This window comes from Brachybacterium sp. AOP25-B2-12 (genome assembly GCF_052378625.1).
Lineage (GTDB): Bacteria > Actinomycetota > Actinomycetes > Actinomycetales > Dermabacteraceae > Brachybacterium.
The window spans coordinates 22,576-41,706 of the sequence record NZ_JBQSXW010000022.1; the positions used below are offsets into that span (position 1 = coordinate 22,576).

Genomic DNA, 19,131 nt, shown 5'->3' on the forward strand with positions numbered 1-19,131 from the left:
GTCGTGGAGACGGCCGAGCCGCGCCCTCGCCGTGGCGTGAGTGCTCCGGCGGGTGCCGGGGGTCCCGTCCGCGCCACGATCGCAGCAGTGGCCCTCGTCCTGCTCGTCTGCTCGGCCTGCGCCCCGCCGGGCACGGTCACCGTCGAGCCATCCCCGACCTCGGGTCCGTCGCCGACGGAATCCGGCTCCGCGACGGCCGGACCGAGCCCGTCGACGACCGAGGCCGTCACTCCCACCACCGAGGCTCCCCCGACCACATCGGCTCCCCCGCCCGAGCCGCCATCAGCCTGCCTGCCGGGCATCACCCTCCCCGAGGGGGCGGACCCGCGCGCCTGCGGCGCGGCACCGGCGGACGCCACACCTCTGAACCTGCGCGGGTTCGGGTACTACGCCTTCGTGATGCCCTCGGGCATCGCCGGCTGCGAGATCGTCGACGGGATCCTCTCCTGCCGCTATCTCGAGAGCACGTGGACGTCCCGCGACCCGAACTCGGGCGCGCCCTGCGTGGGGTACGCGATCTCCGACGGCGCGACCACCCCGCACTGCCCCTCCGACGTCGCCCTCTGGATGGCATCGGAGGCCGACACCCCCGGCTACGGACAGGCCGTCACAGCCTCCTCGTTCGCCTGCCTCATCGAGGAGAGCGGCGTGACGTGCTGGAGCACCGTCTCGGGCCATGGGATGAAGCTGTCACGATCCACCAACCTCACGTGGTGACCAGGGCCAGGAACGAGGTCGAGCCGGATCGCCCCGGGTGCTGACCCGCCTCGGGGTCGGGGTCGGACGGGGCTCTGACCGGAGAACGTCCTCCTCTCGGACATCCGGGCCTCCTGTTCTCGGGCCCGGACCTCGATGCGCCGACGAGGCGCCGCGCATGCCCGACGACGGTCGGCCCTGTCGCCCGGGCCGCATCGCGAGAAGGGGTTCAGCACGGCCGATCGCGTTGGTACGGTGACCTGCACCCTTGAGGGCCGCACGCCGACGACGACGTCGCCGTACGACCCCGTCCTCTCCCCGTCCCGATCAGGAGTCCTCATGGCCCGTGCGATCTTCCGCGCCAAGTCCGTGGAGCAGAGCATCCGCGACACCGAGGAGCCCGAGCATCAGCTCAAGAAGAACCTCGGCACCCTCGACCTCATCGTCTTCGGCGTCGGCGTGTGCGTCGGCGCCGGCATCTTCGTCCTCACCGGGCAGGTGGCGGCGTCCAACTCGGGTCCGGCCATCGCCCTGTCCTTCGCGATCGCCGGACTCGCCTGCGCCCTGGCCGCGCTGTGCTACGCCGAGTTCGCCTCGTCCGTGCCGGTCGCCGGCAGCGCCTACACCTTCACCTTCGCCACGATGGGCGAGTTCGTCGCGTGGATCATCGGCTGGGACCTGATCCTCGAGTTCTCCGTCGCCGCGGCCGCGCTCGCGACCTCGTTCAGCCAGTACCTCGCGGTGCTCCTCGAAGGGACCCCGTTCGCGATCCCGAAGGCTCTCCAGAGCACCGAGGGCGGCGTCATCAACCTGCCCGCCGGGCTGCTGATCCTCGCCCTGACCGCCGTGCTCATCACCGGCGTGAAGCTGTCCAGCCGCATCAACCAGGTGGTCACGGGCCTGAAGCTCCTGGTGGTGCTCGCCGTGGTGATCGTCGGCGCCTTCTTCGTCAAGACCGCCAACTGGGTGCCCTTCATCCCGCCGTCCGAGGGCTCGGCCGGCAGCGACGACGGCCCGCTCCTGCGCCCCCTCGTGCAGACCCTGTTCGGCCTCGAGCCCAGCGTCTTCGGCCTCGGCGGCGTCGTCGCCGGCGCCGCGATGGTGTTCTTCGCCTTCATCGGCTTCGACGTCATCGCCACCACCGCCGAGGAGACCCGCAACCCCCAGCGCGACCTCCCGCGCGGCATCCTCGGCGCGCTCGGGATCGTCACCGTGCTGTACATCGCCGTCTCCCTCGTCATCACCGGCATGCAGAACTACCGGGACATCGACCCCACGGACGGCGCTCCGCTGGCGACCGCCTTCAACGCCGTCGGCCAGCCGATCATGGGCGACATCATCGCGATCGGTGTCTGCATCGGACTGATCGTCGTCGCGATGATCATGTTCCTGGGCCAGACCCGCGTCGCCTTCGCCATGTCCCGCGACGGCCTCCTCCCCCAGGGCCTGGCCAGGACCCACCCGACGTTCGGCACCCCGTACCGCCTGACGATCATCGTGGGCATCGCGATCGCCCTGCTGGCGTCGTTCGTGCCGCTGTCCGAGCTCGCGCACCTCGTCAACATCGGCACCCTCGCGGCCTTCGTGCTGGTCTCGATCGGCGTGATCGTCCTGCGCCGCACCCGCCCGGACCTGCCGCGGTCCTTCACGGTGCCGTTCGTGCCGGTGCTGCCGATCATCTCGGCCCTCATCTGCCTGTACCTGATGATCAACCTGAGCCTGGAGACCTGGCTGCGGTTCATCGCCTGGCTGGTGCTCGGCGTGATCGTGTACTTCGCGTACTCGTTCCGACACAGCCGCCTGAACACCGAGCGCGGCGCCTCCGGCGCGGCGGCAACGGGACCCGCGTCCGGAGGCGCCGAGCCCCAGGACCGCTGAGCTCGGGCTCCGAGGGCGGGTGCGAGAGGCCCTGGGCCTCCGTCCTCCCGGCGGGTGTGCACGAACCGTCGTCATATGACGTCGGGCCGGCCCAGAACCGAGTTTCTCGGCACGGGGCTACGGTGTGTGCACACGTCCACCGAGAAGCGCCCCGTGCTCGGCCTCGGCGACCGACCCGAGCCGTCGGGTCGGCCTCCTCGGGTTGCCCTCCCCACGTCACCGGATATCCGTCTCGTGCCTGATCAGCCACCATGTCACACGCCGGAACCGCACTCCGGACCAGGCCCGTCGCACCCCGCCTGCCCCGCCGATATGACAACCGGCGTCCGCCGACGCACACTGTGCCCATGACCACCGTGCAGACGTGTCTCTGGTTCGATGGCCGCATCGACGAAGCCGCCGAGTTCTACGTGTCGCTGATCCCGGGATCGCAGATCCTCTCGCGCTCGGAGTACAACGCGGCGGACGGTCCGCCGGGTGGCCCGGACCTCACCGGGGAGGCGCTGACCGTCGAGATCGAGCTGGGAGGGGTGCCGTACATCCTGCTCAACGGCGGACCGCTCTTCCCCCTCACCGAGGCCGTCTCGATCTCGCTCACCGTCGAGGACCAGGCCGAGGTGGACCGTCTCTGGGAGGCCCTCATCGCCGACGGGGGGTCGGAGTCGCAGTGCGGGTGGTGCCGGGATCGCTTCGGCCTGTCCTGGCAGGTGGTCCCGCGGCGTCTGCTGGAGCTGCTGCACGGCGAGCACGCCGTCGCGGTGAGCCGGGCGATGGCCTCGATGAGCAAGCTCGACGTCGCGGTCCTCGAGGCGGCCGCCTCCCGGTCGGACTGACCCGAGGTCGTCCCACCCGTTCGGATCGGCCCACGGTGGGCTCGGATCGGTCGGACCGCCTCCGGGCGCCGTCACCTGGTCGGATCGGCTCACGGCGGGCTCGGTTCGTTCGAACCGACTCCGGGCCGCCGCCACCTGGTCGACGCGCTTCGAGAAGGCCGCAGCGCCCACAGCTTCTCGGCCCCTCGCCGCGCCCCGCTCAGAGCGACGGTCCCGGCGCCCCCGCAGCCCGCTCCCCCTGACCCCCCAGGTGCAGCCGACACCGGGCCGCGTAGGCCTCGGCCCCGCCCACGAGCTCCGCGCTCGCGGTCGTCGCGGGGCCTCCTGCGGGTGTCGCCGTGCGGCGGACGTGGAACGGGGCATCGGCCCCGCAGACGGAGCACACGGCCGTCAGCTTCACCACCTCGTCGGCCCGTGCCATGAGCGCCGGGATCGGCGCGAACGGCGTGGCCTCGAAGGTGATGCACAGTCCCGCCACGATCACGTCGGTGCCCGCCAGCACCAGGTCGTCGACGACCTCGATCACGCGCTCCCCGAAGAACTGGGTCTCGTCGACGGCGACGACGTCGCGAAGTCGTTCGGCGAGGATCGTCCGCAGCGCGGCGACGTCGGCCGCGGTGCGCGCAGGGATCGAGGTGCCGATGTGCGAGGCCACCGACCCGGCGCCGTGCCGGTCGTCCAGGGCGTGGCCGATCACCTCGACGTCCAGGCCCGCGAGGCGGGACCGGCGCACCCGGCGCATGAGCTCCTCGGACTTGCCCGCGAACATCGGCCCCGCGATCACCTGGAGGCGACCGGCACGCGAGGGCGCCTCACGCGGTGCGCCGCGCGCGACCTGGTCCGCGGGGTCGGTGCTCATCGGGCCATCATGCCCGGGCGCCCGCCCTCCCGGTGAGCTTGGTGCGCGCCGTCAGGGCGATCGCGCCGAGCAGCATCACGTACAGCACCAGCACGATCGGCCCGTCGAACAGCACGCCCACGTTCCCGCCGGAGCTCATGAGGGCGTCGCGCAGGCTCGTCTCGGCCAGCGGCCCCAGGACCATGCCGATGATGAGCGGCGCCAGCGGGTAGTCGAAGGTCCGCATCAGGAAGCCGAGCACCCCGACCCCCAGCAGGAACAGCAGGTCCGCCGTCGAGGAGCCGGTGGCGTAGATGCCGAGCGCGCTGAACACCGTGATCCCGGCGTACAGGTACGGCTCGGGGATGAGCAGGAGCTTGGCCCAGAGCTGCGCGAACGGCAGGTTGATGATGAGCAGCACGATCATCGCGATGAAGAAGCTCGCGAGGAGACCCCACACGAGGTCCGGTGCCCGCTCGAACAGGAGCGGTCCGGGCTGCAGCCCGTACTGGCGGAAGGCGCCGAGCATGATCGCGGCGGTCGCCGAGATGGGCAGGCCCAGGGCCAGCAGAGCGCCCATCGCCATGCCGGTGGTCGCATTGCCTGCGGCCTCGGGGGCGGCGAGGCCGCGGATCGCGCCCTTGCCGAACTGCGGGTCCGGGCGGCGGGCGTCCAGGCGCTTCTCGAGGCCGTAGGCGAGGAAGGTCGGGATCTCGCTGCCTCCGGTGGGCACGACGCCGAAGGGCAGCCCGATCGCGGTGCCGCGCAGCCAGGCGGGTCCGGCCTCCCGGAACTCCCTGCGCGACAGCCAGGGCCGTCCGGCAGTCCGGATGGTCTGGTCCTTGCGGACCTGCCGGGCGATGCAGGCCACGTAGATGACCTCGCCCAGGGCGAGCATGCCGACCGTGACGGTGACCAGCGAGATCCCGTCGAACAGCAGCGGGGAGCCCATCGTGAAGCGCGGCGCGCCGGTGACGCCGTCGATGCCGACGACGGCGATCGCCAGTCCCAGCACGAGGGACAGCAGCCCCTTGACGGCGGAGTCGGTGACGACGGAGCTCGTGGCCACGAAGGCGAACAGGGCCAGGGCGAAGAACTCCGCGGGGCCGAACTGCGAGGAGAACGTGGCCAGCAGCGGTGCCACGAACACGACGAGCGCCGAGGCGATCATGCCGCCGACGAAGGCGCCGATCGCGGCGGTGGCGAGCGCCTGGGGCGCCCTGCCGTGCAGCGCCATCTTGTGTCCCTCGAACGTCGAGGCGATCGCCGAGGCCTGCCCGGGCGTGTTGACGAGGATCGCCATCGTCGAGTCGCCGAACAGCCCGCCGAAGTAGACGCCCGCGAACATGATGAACGCGGCGGTGGGGTCCAGGGCGAAGGTGACGGGCAGCAGCAGCGCGACCGCCATCGACGACCCGAGACCCGGGAGCACGCCGACGGCGGTGCCCAGGAAGCAGCCGATGACGACCCACAGCAGGTTCTGCAGCGTCAGGGCGTGGCCGAAGCCCTCCATGAGGGAACCGATGGTCTCCATGTCAGAACCCCCATCCCAGGATGCCGGAGGGCAGGGAGAGCCCCAGCATCATGTCGAATCCGATGTAGGCGATCGAGGAGACGGTCAGCCCGATGACGAGGTCCAGCAGGTGCCGGCGGGATCCGAACGCGTGGGCGATGCACCAGAACAGCAGCGCCCCGCCGATCACCCACCCGAGGATCTCCAGCAGCACCGAGAAGCCGAGGAAGGATCCGAGGATCCACGCGAGGGCGCGGACGTCCAGGCGCGGACGGGTCCCGGCCTCGACGACCAGGCCGGACTGGCGGCGCTGGTCCTCGTCCTCGCCGAGCTCGACGAGGGTCCCGCGGCGCCAGGCGCGGATGCCGGTGACCGTCTGGACGATCACGAGCACCCCCATCACGGCGGTGATGATGCCGGGGAAGAACCGCGGTCCGGGGAAGTCGGCGTTGGCCGGGGCGTCCATCGTCACGATGCCCACCACGAGGTAGGCCACGACGAGGGCGAGAACGGCGGGCATGGTGAGCTCGCGCAGGAGGTGCACGGCGGCGTGCCGGTCCGGGGCACCGTCCGGTGCGGCCTGCGGGGCGGCGGAGGCGGTGGTCATGAGCCCATCTCCTGGTAGAGGCTGCGGATCTGCTCGGTCTGCTCGACGAGGAAGGTCGTGAGCTCCTCCCCCGTCATCACGTTGGGCGTCCACGCGTAGCGTGCGATCGCCTCCTCCCACTCGGGGGTCGCGATGGTCTCGGCGATCACGTCGCCGAGCGTGGCGATCTCCTCCTCGTCGATCCCGGGCGGGGCCGAGATCGACCGCCAGTTCGCGAGGGTCACGTCGTAGCCGAGCTCGACGGTGGTGGGGGCGTCCAGCACGTCGGCGGGCACCCGGTCGGTGGCCACGAGGGCGAGCGCGCGCAGGCGCCCGGAGTCCACCTGGTCGCGACAGTCGGGCAGTCCGCTCGCGGCCGCCTGGACGGTGCCGTTGAGCAGGGCCTGGGTGACCTCGCCGCCGCCGTCGGAGGAGATGTAGGTGAGGTCGGCGGCCTCGATGCCCGCCTTGATCGCGAGGTCGGTGACCACCAGCTGGTCGAAGGAGCCGCCGCCCGTCCAGGGGATGGATCCCGTGTCGGCCCTCCATGCCTCCAGCAGCGACTCGAGGTCCTGGTACGGGGAGTCGGCGGGGACGACGATCGCGTCGTACTCCTCCACCAGCAGCGACAGCGGCGTGACATCGGTGAAGGCGACCGCCGATCGGAACTGGATCGTCGCGGCCAGCAGCCCGGTGCCGCCCACGAGCAGGGTGTTGGCGTGCCCCTCGAGCGAGGCGACGTTGGTCAGGGCGATCGTGCCGCCGGCGCCGGGCATGTTGACGACCTGCGTGGTGTTGGTGATCGAGTGCGCGCGCTGGGCCAGCTGCATCGAGCGGGCCACGGCGTCCCAGCCGCCACCCGCGGCGGCCGGGGCGACGATCGTCAACGAGGCGCGGACGTCGTCGCCGCCGGAGGACGAGGAGATCGATCCGGCAGAGGCGGTGCCGATCGTGCCCGCGGCGACGAGGCCGCCGAAGACCTTCAGGGCGGTGCGCCGGCCGGGCGCAGGGGGGTTCGGGGATGCCGACGGCTGTGCGTCGGACGCGGGGAGGGGGGCGTCCATGAGTGCTCCTGGGAGCGTGAGGGGGGGGCGGGTGCGGGCCGGGGCGGGATCGACGTCCATGTCGGTCCGGCCAGGGCGGGGCATGCCCACGCTACCTGCTCCTCGGCTCTTTCGCGGTCATGGCACGCGTTCACGCCGGAGGCATGGGAGGGCCCGGAGCACTACCGTGGGCGACGCAGGCCCCGCTCCGAGGGCCGTCCGTCGTCCGAACGAGGAGACCCCATGTCCTTCAGCCTCTCCACCGCGATCCTGCGTGCCGTCCCCGGGGCGTACATCCTGAACTCCGGACTGGGCAAGGTGAAGATCCCGGCCGCCCAGGCCGAGTTCCTGCGGGATGCCGCCGCCCAGGGCGTGCCGCTGCTCAAGGAGCTCTCCCCCGAGCAGTTCGGGAAGTTCCTGGCCTACGGCGAGATCGCCGTGGGCTCTCTGCTGCTCGCGCCGTTCGTGCCCACGCGCATCGCGGGCCTGGCCCTGAGCACCCTCTCCGCGGGCTTCCTCGCGGCCTACTTCCGCACCGACGCCTTCACCAAGGCCGACGGCGTGCGGCCCAGCGAGGCCGGGACCCCGGTCTCCAAGGACCTGTGGCTGGCCGCGATCGGCGCGGCCCTCGTGATCCGCGGCTGACGCACGGGATCCCCGTCGGCGCGTGCGCCGACGGGGAAGGTCGGGCCCCGGCCTCCCGAGACACCACGCGACGGCGGCCCCGGACAGGACCCGGGGTCGCCGTCAGCGCTCCGACCAGCGGGCCGCCTCGAGCTTCTCGGCCGCCACCATGCGGCGGTGCTCCTCGCGCTGCGCGCTGTGCGCGGGGTCGCGACGCAGCGCCGCGTACCCGATCCCGACCAGCACGAACCACACGGGCGTCGCGAGCAGCCCCGCCCGGGTCACCGCGTCCCCGGTGAACGCCCACAGCAGGAACACGAAGAACGCCATCACGACCCACGGCATGAACGCCCCGCCGGGCATCCGGAAGGTGCTCGCGGCGTGGTCCTGCGGCCTGCGACGACGGAACACGACGTAGCTGAGCAGGATCATCGTCCACACGAACATGAAGCACAGCGAGGAGACGGTGGTGACGACGGTGAACCCCGTGGACTCCCCCACCCCGAAGATCAGCAGGGCGATCCCCGACAGCATCATCACGCCCGTCAGGAACAGGGCGTTCTGCGGCACCTGATGGCGCGACAGCCGCCCGAACAGGCGCGGGGCATCGCCCTGGGTGGACAGTCCGAAGACCATCCGCGACGTCGAGTAGATGCCGGAGTTCGCCGAGGACATCGCCGAGGTCAGCACGACGAGGTTCACCACCGCCGCGGCCGCCGGGAGGCCTGCGGCGTCGAACACCTGGATGAAGGGCGACTCGTCGGCGTCGTACGTCGTCCACGGCATGACCGACATGAGCACCGCGAGCGAGCCGATGTAGAACAGCAGGATCCGGATCGGGATCGACCGGATGGCGCGCGGGAGGTTCTTCTCGGGATCCTTGGCCTCGGCGGCGGTGGTGCCCACCAGCTCGATCCCCACGAAGGCGAACGTCGCGATCTGGAAGGCGGCGACGAAGCCCAGGAACCCGGTCGCGAAGAATCCGCCCCGGTCCCACAGGTGCGTGAAGCTCGAGGTGCCCTGCTCGGTCTCGAACCGCATCAGCACCAGGGCCACGCCCACGACGATCAGCGCGAGGATCGCGACGATCTTGACCATCGCGAACCAGAACTCCGTCTCGCCGAACGCCTTGACGGTGGGAAGGTTCAGCCCGATGAGCACCACGATCACGGCCAGCCCCACCACGGGCGTGGTCCAGGACGGCAGCGCGGGCAGCAGGTGGCGCACGTACACCGAGGCGATGACGATGACATCGGCGACCGCCGTGACCACCCAGCAGAACCAGTAGGTCCAGCCGGTGAAGAACGCCGCCCAGGGGCCCAGCAGATCGCCGGTGAAGTCCGCGAAGTTCCGGTACGAGCGCCGGGACATGAGGATCTCGCCCATCGCGCGCATCACGACGTAGAGCATCGTGCCGATGATCAGGTAGACGAGGAGCACCGAGGGGCCGGCGACGGAGATGGTCTTGCCGGAGCCCATGAACAGGCCGGTGCCGATGGCTCCGCCGATCGCGATGAGCTGGATCTGACGATTGCCCAGCGCGCGTTCGAGGCGGGGACCCTCGGGGCCGGCGGCGCCCGTCGCGGACGTCGAGGGGACGGTGTCGGAGGGGGAAGGGGGTCGATTCACCGTCGAGACCCTACTCGGTCGGGGCCCTGGCGCTGTCGCGGATCGCGACCCGGCGCGTTCTCGGCTCGCGGCCTTCCGTGCACGAGGCCGGGGTGTGCCGTCGCCTGCGCCCCCGTCTCCCGGATCGACGACCGCCCCTGCCCGTCCTGTGTCCCACGTCATATCCTGGGATGCCGACCGCAGGTCCGCCCGGACCACCACCGAAGGAGACCCATGACGCACGGCCCCCGAACCCGGAATGCGACCTCGGAGACCGCACACGGGCTGCGCGACGTGCCCCGCCCGCTCTGGGCGGGGATCGCCATCGGGGTGATCGCCTTCTTCGTGGAGATCTCGTCGTCGTCGATCACGAGGGAGAACGGCGTCGTCACCCAGTGCATGTACGTCGACTACGCCGGATTCATCGCCGCGGGGGCCATCGTGGTCTGCGCGGTCCTCACCGTCCTGACGTGCGTGCGCCGAGGGCTGACACCGCGAGTGCTCCCGCTGGCATGGATCGGGATCCCCGTGATCCTCGCGCTGGGCGTCGTGCACGTCCTCCGCGGTGCGGGGATCTTCGGAGGGATCTGCTGAACGATCTCCCGTCGGCCCTGCTCATCGTCCACGGACTCCCGGAGTCCGCCCCGGCTGTTCAGGGCGTGCTCAGGTAACGGTTAGGGCACGGACTCTCCGTGAACACGTCGATTCCGCCCGGATGGCTCTACATTCAGGCGACTGCCCGGGACCCGGGCTCTGCGTGCACAGGAGGAATGCTGGTGACGGCGGACAACTCGGGGCTTGCGCCCTCACCGGGAGGCCGACTCACGGCCGTCCGGTGGCCATGGATCATCGTCCTCACGGTCCTGGCGGCCGCGGCCGTCCTCTGGCCCTGGCAGGCGGCCCACGCCGACGGGATCGAGCTCAAGATCACGATCGTCGACGAGTCCGGCGCCCCGGCCGTCGGCGCTGGCGTGACCGTCGCCGACAGCGCCGGTGAGCTGCTGCCCGCGACCACGGACCCCACCGGCGTCGCGACCGTGACCCTCACGGAGACGGGGAAGTACGCGGTCTACCTCGACCCCACGACCCTCCCCGAGGGCCAGGGCCCTGCCAAGAACCCGACGGACCGCGCGGCATCGGGCGAGATCTCGCCCCAGTACACGCGGATCCCGCTGAAGACCGGCGGAGTGCGCGACGCCGTCACCCCGGTGCCGCTCTCGGAGACGCCCACGAGCTCGACGACCTCGGGCAGCACCTCGGGCTCCTCGGCCCCGGAGACATCGGCCTCCCCCGCCGAGGGCGTCCCGGCCGATCCGGCCGCCGCGACCGACTCGAGCGGCCTCGGCTTCTTCGAGCGTCTCGGCCCGAAGGTCGCGACGGGCCTGACCTTCGGCCTGCTGCTCGCGCTCGCCTCGATCGGCATCTCGCTGATCTACGGCACGACGCGCCTGAACAACTTCGCCCACGGCGAGCTCGTGACGTTCGGCGCCTTCGTCGCCTACTTCTTCACGGTGCAGCTCGGGCTCAACGGGTGGTTCGCGATCATCGGCTCCCTCGTCCTCGGCGGCGCCTTCGGGTGGGCCCAGGACGCCGGGCTCTGGAAGCCGCTGCGCAAGAAGCGCGTGGGCATCATGCAGCTCATGATCGTCAGCATCGGCCTGTCGCTGGCCCTGCGGTACGTGTTCGCGTTCATCTGGGGTCCGGACCGCCTGTCCCTGCCCGCGAACAACTCCCCGATCCTCAGCATCGGCACCATCAACCTGCGGTACTGGGACCTCGTGGGCTCCGGCATCGCGATCGTGCTGATCGTCGTCGTGGCCCTGTTCCTCACCCGGACCAACCTGGGCCGGGCCACGCGCGCCGTCGCCGACAACAAGGCCCTCGCGGCCGCGTCCGGCATCGACGTCGAGAAGGTCACCCGGATCGTGTGGATCGGCGCCGGTGCCCTCGCGGGCGTCGCCGGCGCGCTGATCGGCTACTACCAGACCCTGCAGTGGAACGGCGGCGCGCTGATCCTGCTGCTGCTGTTCGCGGCCGTCACCCTCGGCGGTCTCGGCACGACGTGGGGCGCGCTCCTCGGAGCGCTCGTCATCGGCCTGGCCATCGACGTGTCGACGATGTGGATCCCCACCTCGCTGAAGTACGTCGTCGCCATGGTCATCATGATCGTCGTCCTGCTCGTGCGGCCCCAGGGCCTGCTCGGCAGCAAGCAGCGGATCGGCTAGGAGATATCCATGGACTTCAGCTTCATCCCCCAGGTGATCAGCCAGATCTTCGCGCCGGACACCGCCGCGTACGCCCTGGCCACCATCGGGCTCGCCGTGCACTTCGGATTCACGGGCCTCATGAACTTCGGCCAGAGCGCCTTCATGGCGATCGGCGCCTACTTCTTCGCGATCGCCGCCCGCACCTTCGAGCTGCCGCTGCCCCTGTGCTTCCTGTTCGGGCTCCTCGGAGCGGTGCTGTTCGCGCTGCTGCTGGGCATCCCGACGCTGCGGCTGCGGGCCGACTACCTGTCGATCGTCACCATCGCCTCGGCGGAGATCGTGCGGTACGTCGCGATCACCCCGGAGCTCACCCCGCTCACGGGCGGCCAGGGCGGTCTGACCTCCTTCGACTACGGCAACGCGTGGGCGGCCCTGAACCCGATCCCCGCCCCCGAGGGCGGCGGCTTCTACTCCTTCGGTCCTTTCACCTACAGCCGCGAGGACCTCTTCAACCTCATCGTGGCCTGGGCCGTCGTGGCCGTCGTCGCCTTCCTCGTGTGGCTGCTCATGCGCAGCCCGTGGGGTCGTGTGGTGCGCGGCATCCGGGAGGACGAGGACGCCGTGCGGGCGCTCGGCAAGCACGTCTTCGCCTACAAGATGCAGGCGCTCGTCCTGGGCGGCGTCATCGCAGGTCTCGCCGGGATGCTCTACATCCTCCCCAAGGGCCTGAACCCCGACATCGGCGGCACCCAGACCACGTTCTTCCTGTGGACGATCCTGTTCCTGGGCGGCGCGGCGACCGTGTTCGGCCCGATCGTGGGCTCGATGATCTTCTGGGCCACCCTGATCCTCACCGACGGCCTGGTGTCCCTGCTGGTCAGCACCGACCTGGTGCCGATCACCGGCATCCAGGGCGGGCAGATCCGCTTCATCCTCGTCGGCATCGGACTGATGCTCCTGGTCGTCTACCGGCCCCAGGGCATCTTCGGCAAGAAAGCGGAGACCTACTTTGCCTGAGAAGACCTCCACCACCGTGCCCATCGCCGCCGAGGCCGCGGGCCCCGGCTGCCGCAAGTCCGACCCCATCCTCGTCGCGCACGAGGTCACCCGGGTGTTCGGCGGACTCAAGGCCGTCGACGTCGCGCACGTCGAGATCCCGCGCGGCGTGATCACGGCGCTCATCGGCCCCAACGGCGCCGGCAAGACCACCCTGTTCAACCTTCTCACCGGGTTCGACGCCCCCAACGAGGGCGACTGGAACTTCGACGGGAAGGACCTCTCCGGCGTCCCGGCGTACAAGGTGTCCCGCCTCGGCGAGATCCGCACCTTCCAGCTCACCAAGGTCCTGGGCATGATGACGGTGCTCGAGAACATGAAGCTCGGCGCCCGCCACCAGAAGGGCGAGCACATCTGGCAGGCGCTGTTCCCGTTCCTGTGGAAGTCCCAGGAGAAGGAGATCGAGGCCCGTGCCCTCGAGCTCCTCGAGCGCTTCAAGCTGCTGCCCAAGAAGGACGACTACGCGGCGGCGATGTCCGGCGGCCAGCGCAAGCTCCTCGAGATGGCCCGCGCCCTCATGTGCGATCCGCAGCTCATCATGCTCGACGAGCCGATGGCCGGCGTGAACCCGGCGCTCAAGCAGTCCCTGCTCGAGCACATCGTCTCCCTCAAGGACGACGGCGTCTCCGTGCTGTTCGTCGAGCACGACATGCACATGGTCCAGTCGATCGCCGACTGGGTGATCGTCATGGCCGAGGGCAAGGTCGTCGCCGAGGGCCCGCCCGGGATCGTCATGGACGACCCCGCCGTCGTCGAGGCGTACCTCGGTTCCGACAAGGACAAGGACCTCGGCCAGGTGATCGGCGAGATCCGCTCCCGGAGAGCGTTCAACCCCGAGGACTCCGCGGTGGAGATCCAGCGCGACGAGACCGTCGTGGCCGAGCAGCTCGCGCTGTCCGAGGCCGCCGAGGATCTCGGCGAGGAGCTCTCGACGACACCCGCCGATCCGTCGGCGGTGGCAGCCGCCGGGGCCGGATCCGATGCTGCACCGGCGGGGAGCGCGGACACAGCGACCCCCTCTGATCCCGCGCCCACCACCGACACCGAGGAGCCCCGCTCATGACCCGCGTCCTGGAGACCACCGACCTGGTGGCGGGCTACATCCCCGGCGTCAGCATCCTCAACGGCGCCAACACGTACGTCGAGGAGGGCGAGCTCGTCGGGATCATCGGCCCCAACGGCGCCGGCAAGTCCACCCTGCTCAAGGCCATCTTCGGCATGGTCAACGTGTTCAGCGGGACCGTGACCCTGGGCGGTCAGGACATCACCAACCTCAAGGCCGACAAGCTGGTCTCCCGGGGCGTCGGATTCGTGCCGCAGACCGAGAACGTCTTCCAGGCGCTCACGATCCAGGAGAACCTGCAGATGGGCTGCTATCAGGCACCCCAGCGCATGGACGAACGGGTCGAGTTCGTGGTCACCCTGTTCCCCGAGCTCAAGAAGCGGCTCAAGCAGCGGGCGGGGTCGATGTCCGGCGGCGAGCGACAGATGGTCGCGATGTCGCGGGCGCTCATGATGGATCCCCAGGTGCTGCTGCTGGACGAGCCCAGCGCGGGCCTGTCCCCCATCCGCCAGGACGAGACCTTCGTGAACGTGGCCCGCATCAATGCGGCCGGCGTCTCGGTGATGATCGTCGAGCAGAACGCGAGCCGCTGCCTGCAGATCTGCGACCGCGGCTATGTGCTGGACCAGGGGCGGGACTCCTACATGGGCACCGGCCGCGACCTGCTCAACGACCCCAAGGTCATCCAGCTCTACCTGGGCACCCTCGGCGCGGACCGGGTCGACGGCGAGGACGAGGCGACGCCCGCTCCTGCCACTGGGATCGCACCCACCGTCTGATCCGGGCGGCCGGCCGGGCAGCGGACCGGTTGGGTGGCTGGGCTGGGCGGGCCGGTGGCCGAAGGGCCACCTGGAACAAGGCCACACTCGGAGGTGCACGTCGGGATCTCGGGTGCACCGAACAGACCGCCCGGTCCCTCCGACGATCTCGAGGTCGGCCGGTGGGACCGCAGGCGTCGCAGATCAGCTCTCATACCAGTCCGCTGCGGCACGCTCACCGGCGGGCAGTCGATCGGATCAGTTCTCGAGACAGCACGGAACCGCGGCTCCATGAAGGACGGAGCCGCGGTTCTGCCATGCTCGGGCTCGGGTTCGGCACCGCGTCGGAGGCGTCCTGTGCACGGACCGGTGCCCAGTGCATACATGCGTGCACCGGTGCAGTGGTCGTCGCACCTGACGCCGGTGAGTGCACACCTTCCCTGCCACGTCCCCCGGAACGGTCCCACCCGCCTTGAGCAGCAGGGGTGGGTGGGACTGACGGATACGGGCGGGGACCAGCACACAGCTGGGGCAGAGACGCGCCGGAAACGGGCGCGCCTGGTACTGAGACGCTCCGGAATCTAGCGCGCCTGAGGTAGAAACGTGCCTGCGGCGAGCGCCTGCTGGACCAGTAGTGCGCCGGAAGCGAGCGCCTGGCGTGGAGCTGGGCTGACGTGAGGCGCGGCCAGATGAGAGCGGTGCCGAAGTGCGGGCCCCGCCGTCCGCCATGTTCGGCCCCGGCCCCGGCCACTGCCACGGCCCCGCAGCGGAGCTCACGTGTGCACGCACCGGCGTCCTGTGCATTCAGGTGCGCACCGGTGCAGGTCTGGGCGCACTGGGCGCCGGTGCGTGTACGCCACCGGGTATCGAGCCCGGCCGGCACCCCGCACAGGGTGTGGGCAGCAGTTCTCGGCAGGGCGGGGACGAGCACGTCTCCACGGACGGCCTCGGCTTCGCACTGCACCGCACGGCCCCGCACCGCCTGGCACCGCATGTCACGGCTCGCCACGACACGGAACGGCACCGCACGCCACGCCATGCCACGGACCGGAACGGAACGGCACAGCACGGAACGGAACGGAACGGAACAGCACAGCAGAGGGCCCCGATCCCAGACGGGGACCGGGGCCCTCGTGCGCACCTCAGGTGCGCGAGCCGTCGGGCAGGATCAGAGCTTGGAGCTCTGCTGCTCGACCCAGTCGGTCTTGTTGTCGGGGCCGACGGTCTTGTAGAAGGAGATGCTCGCCTCGGAGACGTCTCCGTCGTCGTTGAAGCTGATCGGACCCGACTGGCCGTTGTAGTCGATGTCCTCACCCTTCTCGATCAGGGCGTAGCACTCCTTGAAGCTCGTGCAGGCGGTGCCGCCCTCGGAGACCTTCTTGAGGTTGTCCTTGATCGTCGCCGGCTTGGTGTCGCCACCCTGTGCGGCGGCCAGCGCCATCAGGGTCACGGCGTCGTAGGACTCGGCCGCGTAGGAGTAGGACGAGAGCGCCTTGCCGTTCGCGGTGTCCAGACGCTTGCGGAAATCGTCCTCCGGATTCACACCGGGGGTCGAGAACTGCGCACCGGTGATATCCGGGTCGCCGGCACCGAGAATGCCGTTGTTGCCGTCCGTGCCGTAGAAGTTGTTGAAGTCGAACTTGTTCTGCTGCAGCGCGGCGGCGATCGACTTGATCTCGTCGAACGAGATCACGACCAGGGCGTCGGGCCCGGGGCTGAGGACGTCGGAGACCTCGGCGTTGAAGTTCGTCGAGTTCGGGGTGAAGGGGACGTCGGCGACGACCTCCACGCCGTTGTCCTCGAGGGTCTTCTTGATCTGCTCGTTGAGGCCCGTGCCGTACGCCTCGTTCATGTAGAGGATCGAGACCTTGGTCCGGCCATCGGAGACGATCTTCTGCGCGAGCGCCTGTCCCTGCAGCACGTCGGTGGGCACCGTGCGGAAGAAGTACCCGTTGGACTTGTTGGGGTGGGTCAGCGTCGGATCGGTCGCCGCCGGGGTGATGAAGGGGACCTGGGCGTTGGTGAGCTGGCTGAACACCGTCTTGACCACGGCCGACGACTCCGGGGCGATGATGCCCGAGACGTTGGAGGACAGCAGCGACTTCGCGGAGGAGGAGGCGATGTCGGTGGTGGTGTCGCCGGAGTCCTTGACGGTCAGCTTCGCCTCGAACTTCGGCTTGGCGTCGTTGATGTCGTCGATCGCCACCTCCGAACCGGCGATGGCGGCCGGGCCCAGCAGCGAGAGCGAACCGGTCTGGGGGAGGATCGCGCCGATGTGCAGGGTGTCCGATCCGCTGTCGGACCCGCCCCCGCCGCTCGAGCACGAGGCCAGGAGTGCGACCGTCGCGGTGGCCGCGACGATCTTCCCGGCGGTGGCCGCGACGCGGCGGAACGAGGCCGCGCGACGGCCGGAGAGGGAGCTGCTCATGGTGAGTCCTTTCGAGAACCTGCGAGGAGGTGAGCACACCATAGGCGGGCGCGGAGCCTTTTCGACGCCGGGTGACGCGTCCGTAACCAATTCGTTCCCAAGCGGGTTCTGCGCGGCATTCCCGCAGGGCGCTCCGGTGACGTCGGTGCTCCCCAGGGGCCGGGTCCCGCGCTCGGGCGCACGCCGATGCGGACGCGCGCAGCACCCCGGCCCGGGTGTCACAGCTCGCGCTTGAGCCCCACGTGGCGGGTCTCGTATCCGAGCCGCTCGTAGAAGGCCCGGGCACGGTCCCGCGCCTCGTCGGTCGTGATCTGGGCCAGGCGGGCACCATGGGCGCGACCGTGGTCGTGGGCCCAGCGGAGCATCCCGGTGCCCAGTCCGCGGGACCGTTCGTCGGCACGGACCCGCACGCCCTCGATCTGCAGCCGCGTGGAGCCGGCCCTCGAGAGCCCCGGGATGATCGTGAGCTGCATCGTCCCGGCGATCCCGCCCCGGTCGTCCCGGACGACGGCGAGGTACTGGGCGCCGTCCCGCGCGAGGGTGTCCCAGGCGGACTCGTAGACCGCGAGGTCGTCGATCTCGCGACCGCGGCCGAGCTCGTCGTCGGACAGCAGGGCGACGATCGCGGGCACGTCGGACCGGGTGGCCCGCTGGACGTGGAAGGTGGAGCCGTCGACGTGCAGGGTGCTGCCGGCGGAGTCCCGGGCGGTGTCCCGCATGCGGGCGATCAGCGCGTCGAGCCAGGCGCCCACGCCCTGACGTGCCTCGGCGGTATCGGGGTAGCGGCAGCGCAGGTGCAGGCCGTCCTCGTCGAGGATGAACCAGAGCATGACGCCGTCGGTGCGGATCGTCGCGCCGACGTACTGCGCCTCGAGGGTGCGGGAGTCCAGGCGCACCGGGAGCCGCCGCAGGTCCAGCCACGAGATCGCGAACATGCCGGGCACCTCGGGCATGCCGCCCCAGGGCGCGAGCACCTCCGCGAGCGGCCACGAGCCCAGGCGCACGGCCTCCTTGACGGCGGCGGCGCAGGCGGCGGGGTCGGGGTCGCCGCTCTCGAGCACGGCATTGGTGATGAACCAGCCGACGGACTCGTGCCAGGTGGACTCGTACCGGCTGTGCACGGGGAACACGGCACGCAGCGGCGTCCCGGCGAGGTCGCGGGTCACGATGGTCATCGCCGACACCGCGAGCGAGAGGGTCGACACGCCCTCCGAACGCGCCTGGGCGCTGAACGCGGCGCTCTCGTCGATGTCGAGCACATCGCGCACCTCGACCCGTTCGGCCTGCGGCTCGGGCAGGCCCAGCGGCAGCGGGAAGCGGGGCATGACGTCCCCGCAGGCACCCAGGATCTCGGCCCAGCGACGGTGGACGTCCTCGGGGGCGGACTCGCGGGCGACGAGGGCGCGGGTGTGCTCGGAGAAGGCGGCGGCGGGCCGGGCATCGGGCTCCTCGCCGCGACGGATCGCTGCGAGGGCCGCGAGCATGTCGCGGGCGATGACGAGCATCGACCACATGTCCACGTGCGCGTGGTCCACGGCGATGACGACCGTGGGGTCGGTGGCCGTCTGCAGGACGCACATGCGGTGCGCGGGCCGCGAGTACGGGGTGCAGTGGACGTCGAGCACGTCGCGCAGGGCGTCGTGGACGGCCTGGCCGCTGGCGATGGGGTGCTCGACCCAGGTGCCGGGCCCGACCTGGACCTCGTGGAGCTCGACCTCCCCGGCGTCGTCCTGGGTGAAGACGGTGCGGAGGGTCTCGTGGCGGGCGACGACGGCGAGCCAGGCCCGTGCCAGGTCCTCCCGCGGCGCGGGCTCGGGCAGGCGGAAGGAGATCGCCATCCAGGAGCCGGGGCGCTCCCCCGCGCCGACGTGGCGGCGCTGGTCGAAGGAGACGGGGAGGGCGCGAACCGGGGCGGAGACGCTCACGTCGTAGCCCCACAGCGGCGCGAAGGGGAGCCGCAGGTGCGCGACGTTGGTGAGCCGCATGAGCGGTAGCCTAGC

Annotated in this window: 16 protein-coding genes; 9 read left to right on the forward strand and 7 right to left on the reverse strand. The window is 70.6% G+C overall.

The window, feature by feature from the left end:
• Nucleotides 1-87 precede the first annotated feature (87 nt).
• The 3 genes from ACT3TZ_RS13410 to ACT3TZ_RS13420 all read left to right on the forward strand — a co-directional run bounded on the left by ACT3TZ_RS13410 (nucleotide 88) and on the right by ACT3TZ_RS13420 (nucleotide 3,407).
• Complete coding sequence (locus tag ACT3TZ_RS13410; RefSeq protein ID WP_444583933.1) at nucleotides 88-717, forward strand: hypothetical protein; 630 nt, start codon at nucleotides 88-90, stop codon at nucleotides 715-717.
• 318 nt (nucleotides 718-1,035) lie between these two features.
• Nucleotides 1,036-2,574, forward strand: a complete 1,539-nt coding sequence (locus ACT3TZ_RS13415) for an amino acid permease (protein WP_444583934.1) — start codon at nucleotides 1,036-1,038, stop codon at nucleotides 2,572-2,574.
• A gap of 347 nt (nucleotides 2,575-2,921) precedes the next feature.
• Nucleotides 2,922-3,407, forward strand: coding sequence for a VOC family protein (locus ACT3TZ_RS13420; RefSeq protein ID WP_444583935.1), 486 nt, complete (start codon nucleotides 2,922-2,924; stop codon nucleotides 3,405-3,407).
• A 199-nt stretch (nucleotides 3,408-3,606) separates the two neighbouring features.
• On the opposite strand, the gene ACT3TZ_RS13425 is transcribed toward ACT3TZ_RS13420, so the two are convergent.
• Genes ACT3TZ_RS13425 through ACT3TZ_RS13440 form a run of 4 tightly spaced genes read right to left on the reverse strand, consistent with a single transcriptional unit; the run spans nucleotide 3,607 to nucleotide 7,408 of the window.
• Nucleotides 3,607-4,266, reverse strand: a complete 660-nt coding sequence (locus ACT3TZ_RS13425) for a thymidine kinase (protein ID WP_444583936.1) — start codon at nucleotides 4,264-4,266, stop codon at nucleotides 3,607-3,609.
• Nucleotides 4,267-4,273: 7 nt separating this feature from the next.
• Nucleotides 4,274-5,779: a tripartite tricarboxylate transporter permease gene (locus ACT3TZ_RS13430; RefSeq protein ID WP_444583937.1), complete on the reverse strand. Its 1,506-nt coding sequence runs from the start codon at nucleotides 5,777-5,779 to the stop codon at nucleotides 4,274-4,276.
• Nucleotide 5,780: 1 nt separating this feature from the next.
• Nucleotides 5,781-6,365 carry a tripartite tricarboxylate transporter TctB family protein gene (locus ACT3TZ_RS13435; RefSeq protein WP_444583938.1) on the reverse strand — a complete coding sequence of 195 codons (585 nt, stop codon included), beginning with the start codon at nucleotides 6,363-6,365 and terminating at the stop codon, nucleotides 5,781-5,783.
• Complete coding sequence (locus ACT3TZ_RS13440) at nucleotides 6,362-7,408, reverse strand: tripartite tricarboxylate transporter substrate binding protein (protein ID WP_444583939.1); 1,047 nt, start codon at nucleotides 7,406-7,408, stop codon at nucleotides 6,362-6,364. Before ACT3TZ_RS13440 ends, ACT3TZ_RS13435 begins: the two co-directional genes overlap by 4 nt.
• A gap of 222 nt (nucleotides 7,409-7,630) precedes the next feature.
• On the opposite strand from ACT3TZ_RS13440, the gene ACT3TZ_RS13445 reads away from it, so the two are divergent.
• Nucleotides 7,631-8,032 (forward strand): hypothetical protein, encoded by a 402-nt coding sequence (locus ACT3TZ_RS13445; RefSeq protein ID WP_444583940.1) that lies wholly within the window; start codon nucleotides 7,631-7,633, stop codon nucleotides 8,030-8,032.
• Nucleotides 8,033-8,134: 102 nt separating this feature from the next.
• Here ACT3TZ_RS13445 and ACT3TZ_RS13450 read toward each other — a convergent pair whose 3' ends face one another.
• A complete protein-coding gene (locus ACT3TZ_RS13450; RefSeq protein WP_444583941.1) occupies nucleotides 8,135-9,640 on the reverse strand; it encodes an amino acid permease in 1,506 nt (501 codons plus the stop codon).
• Between the two features lie 213 nt (nucleotides 9,641-9,853).
• Here ACT3TZ_RS13450 and ACT3TZ_RS13455 point away from each other — a divergent pair, with 213 nt between their 5' ends.
• The 5 genes from ACT3TZ_RS13455 to ACT3TZ_RS13475 all read left to right on the forward strand — a co-directional run bounded on the left by ACT3TZ_RS13455 (nucleotide 9,854) and on the right by ACT3TZ_RS13475 (nucleotide 14,724).
• A complete protein-coding gene (locus ACT3TZ_RS13455) occupies nucleotides 9,854-10,213 on the forward strand; it encodes a hypothetical protein (protein ID WP_444583942.1) in 360 nt (119 codons plus the stop codon).
• Nucleotides 10,214-10,395: 182 nt separating this feature from the next.
• Nucleotides 10,396-11,844, forward strand: coding sequence for an ABC transporter permease subunit (locus tag ACT3TZ_RS13460; protein WP_444583943.1), 1,449 nt, complete (start codon nucleotides 10,396-10,398; stop codon nucleotides 11,842-11,844).
• Nucleotides 11,845-11,853: 9 nt separating this feature from the next.
• A complete protein-coding gene (locus tag ACT3TZ_RS13465; protein WP_444583944.1) occupies nucleotides 11,854-12,843 on the forward strand; it encodes a branched-chain amino acid ABC transporter permease in 990 nt (329 codons plus the stop codon).
• The gene (locus ACT3TZ_RS13470; RefSeq protein WP_444583945.1) at nucleotides 12,836-13,945 is read left to right on the forward strand and encodes an ABC transporter ATP-binding protein; all 1,110 of its coding nucleotides are present in this window, start codon (nucleotides 12,836-12,838) and stop codon (nucleotides 13,943-13,945) included. The genes ACT3TZ_RS13465 and ACT3TZ_RS13470 overlap by 8 nt, the downstream gene beginning before the upstream one ends.
• Nucleotides 13,942-14,724: an ABC transporter ATP-binding protein gene (locus tag ACT3TZ_RS13475; protein ID WP_444583946.1), complete on the forward strand. Its 783-nt coding sequence runs from the start codon at nucleotides 13,942-13,944 to the stop codon at nucleotides 14,722-14,724. Before ACT3TZ_RS13470 ends, ACT3TZ_RS13475 begins: the two co-directional genes overlap by 4 nt.
• A gap of 1,147 nt (nucleotides 14,725-15,871) precedes the next feature.
• Here the strand turns inward: ACT3TZ_RS13475 and ACT3TZ_RS13480 are convergent.
• Together ACT3TZ_RS13480 and ACT3TZ_RS13485 are read right to left on the reverse strand one after the other, a co-directional pair.
• Complete coding sequence (locus ACT3TZ_RS13480) at nucleotides 15,872-17,131, reverse strand: ABC transporter substrate-binding protein (RefSeq protein WP_444583947.1); 1,260 nt, start codon at nucleotides 17,129-17,131, stop codon at nucleotides 15,872-15,874.
• Between the two features lie 218 nt (nucleotides 17,132-17,349).
• On the reverse strand, nucleotides 17,350-19,131 hold a 1,782-nt coding region (locus ACT3TZ_RS13485; protein ID WP_444583948.1), incomplete at its 5' end, for a GNAT family N-acetyltransferase.

What these genes read in the sequence shown, in the direction of transcription:
- ACT3TZ_RS13415 (WP_444583934.1), top strand. Translation starts at nt 1,036, where the DNA reads ATGGCCCGTGCGATCTTCCGCGCCAAGTCCGTGGAGCAGAGCATCCGC.
- ACT3TZ_RS13420 (WP_444583935.1), top strand. Translation starts at nt 2,922, where the DNA reads ATGACCACCGTGCAGACGTGTCTCTGGTTCGATGGCCGCATCGACGAA.
- ACT3TZ_RS13425 (WP_444583936.1), bottom strand. Translation starts at nt 4,266, where the DNA reads ATGAGCACCGACCCCGCGGACCAGGTCGCGCGCGGCGCACCGCGTGAG.
- ACT3TZ_RS13430 (WP_444583937.1), bottom strand. Translation starts at nt 5,779, where the DNA reads ATGGAGACCATCGGTTCCCTCATGGAGGGCTTCGGCCACGCCCTGACG.
- ACT3TZ_RS13435 (WP_444583938.1), bottom strand. Translation starts at nt 6,365, where the DNA reads ATGACCACCGCCTCCGCCGCCCCGCAGGCCGCACCGGACGGTGCCCCG.
- ACT3TZ_RS13440 (WP_444583939.1), bottom strand. Translation starts at nt 7,408, where the DNA reads ATGGACGCCCCCCTCCCCGCGTCCGACGCACAGCCGTCGGCATCCCCG.
- ACT3TZ_RS13445 (WP_444583940.1), top strand. Translation starts at nt 7,631, where the DNA reads ATGTCCTTCAGCCTCTCCACCGCGATCCTGCGTGCCGTCCCCGGGGCG.
- ACT3TZ_RS13455 (WP_444583942.1), top strand. Translation starts at nt 9,854, where the DNA reads ATGACGCACGGCCCCCGAACCCGGAATGCGACCTCGGAGACCGCACAC.
- ACT3TZ_RS13465 (WP_444583944.1), top strand. Translation starts at nt 11,854, where the DNA reads ATGGACTTCAGCTTCATCCCCCAGGTGATCAGCCAGATCTTCGCGCCG.
- ACT3TZ_RS13475 (WP_444583946.1), top strand. Translation starts at nt 13,942, where the DNA reads ATGACCCGCGTCCTGGAGACCACCGACCTGGTGGCGGGCTACATCCCC.
- ACT3TZ_RS13480 (WP_444583947.1), bottom strand. Translation starts at nt 17,131, where the DNA reads ATGAGCAGCTCCCTCTCCGGCCGTCGCGCGGCCTCGTTCCGCCGCGTC.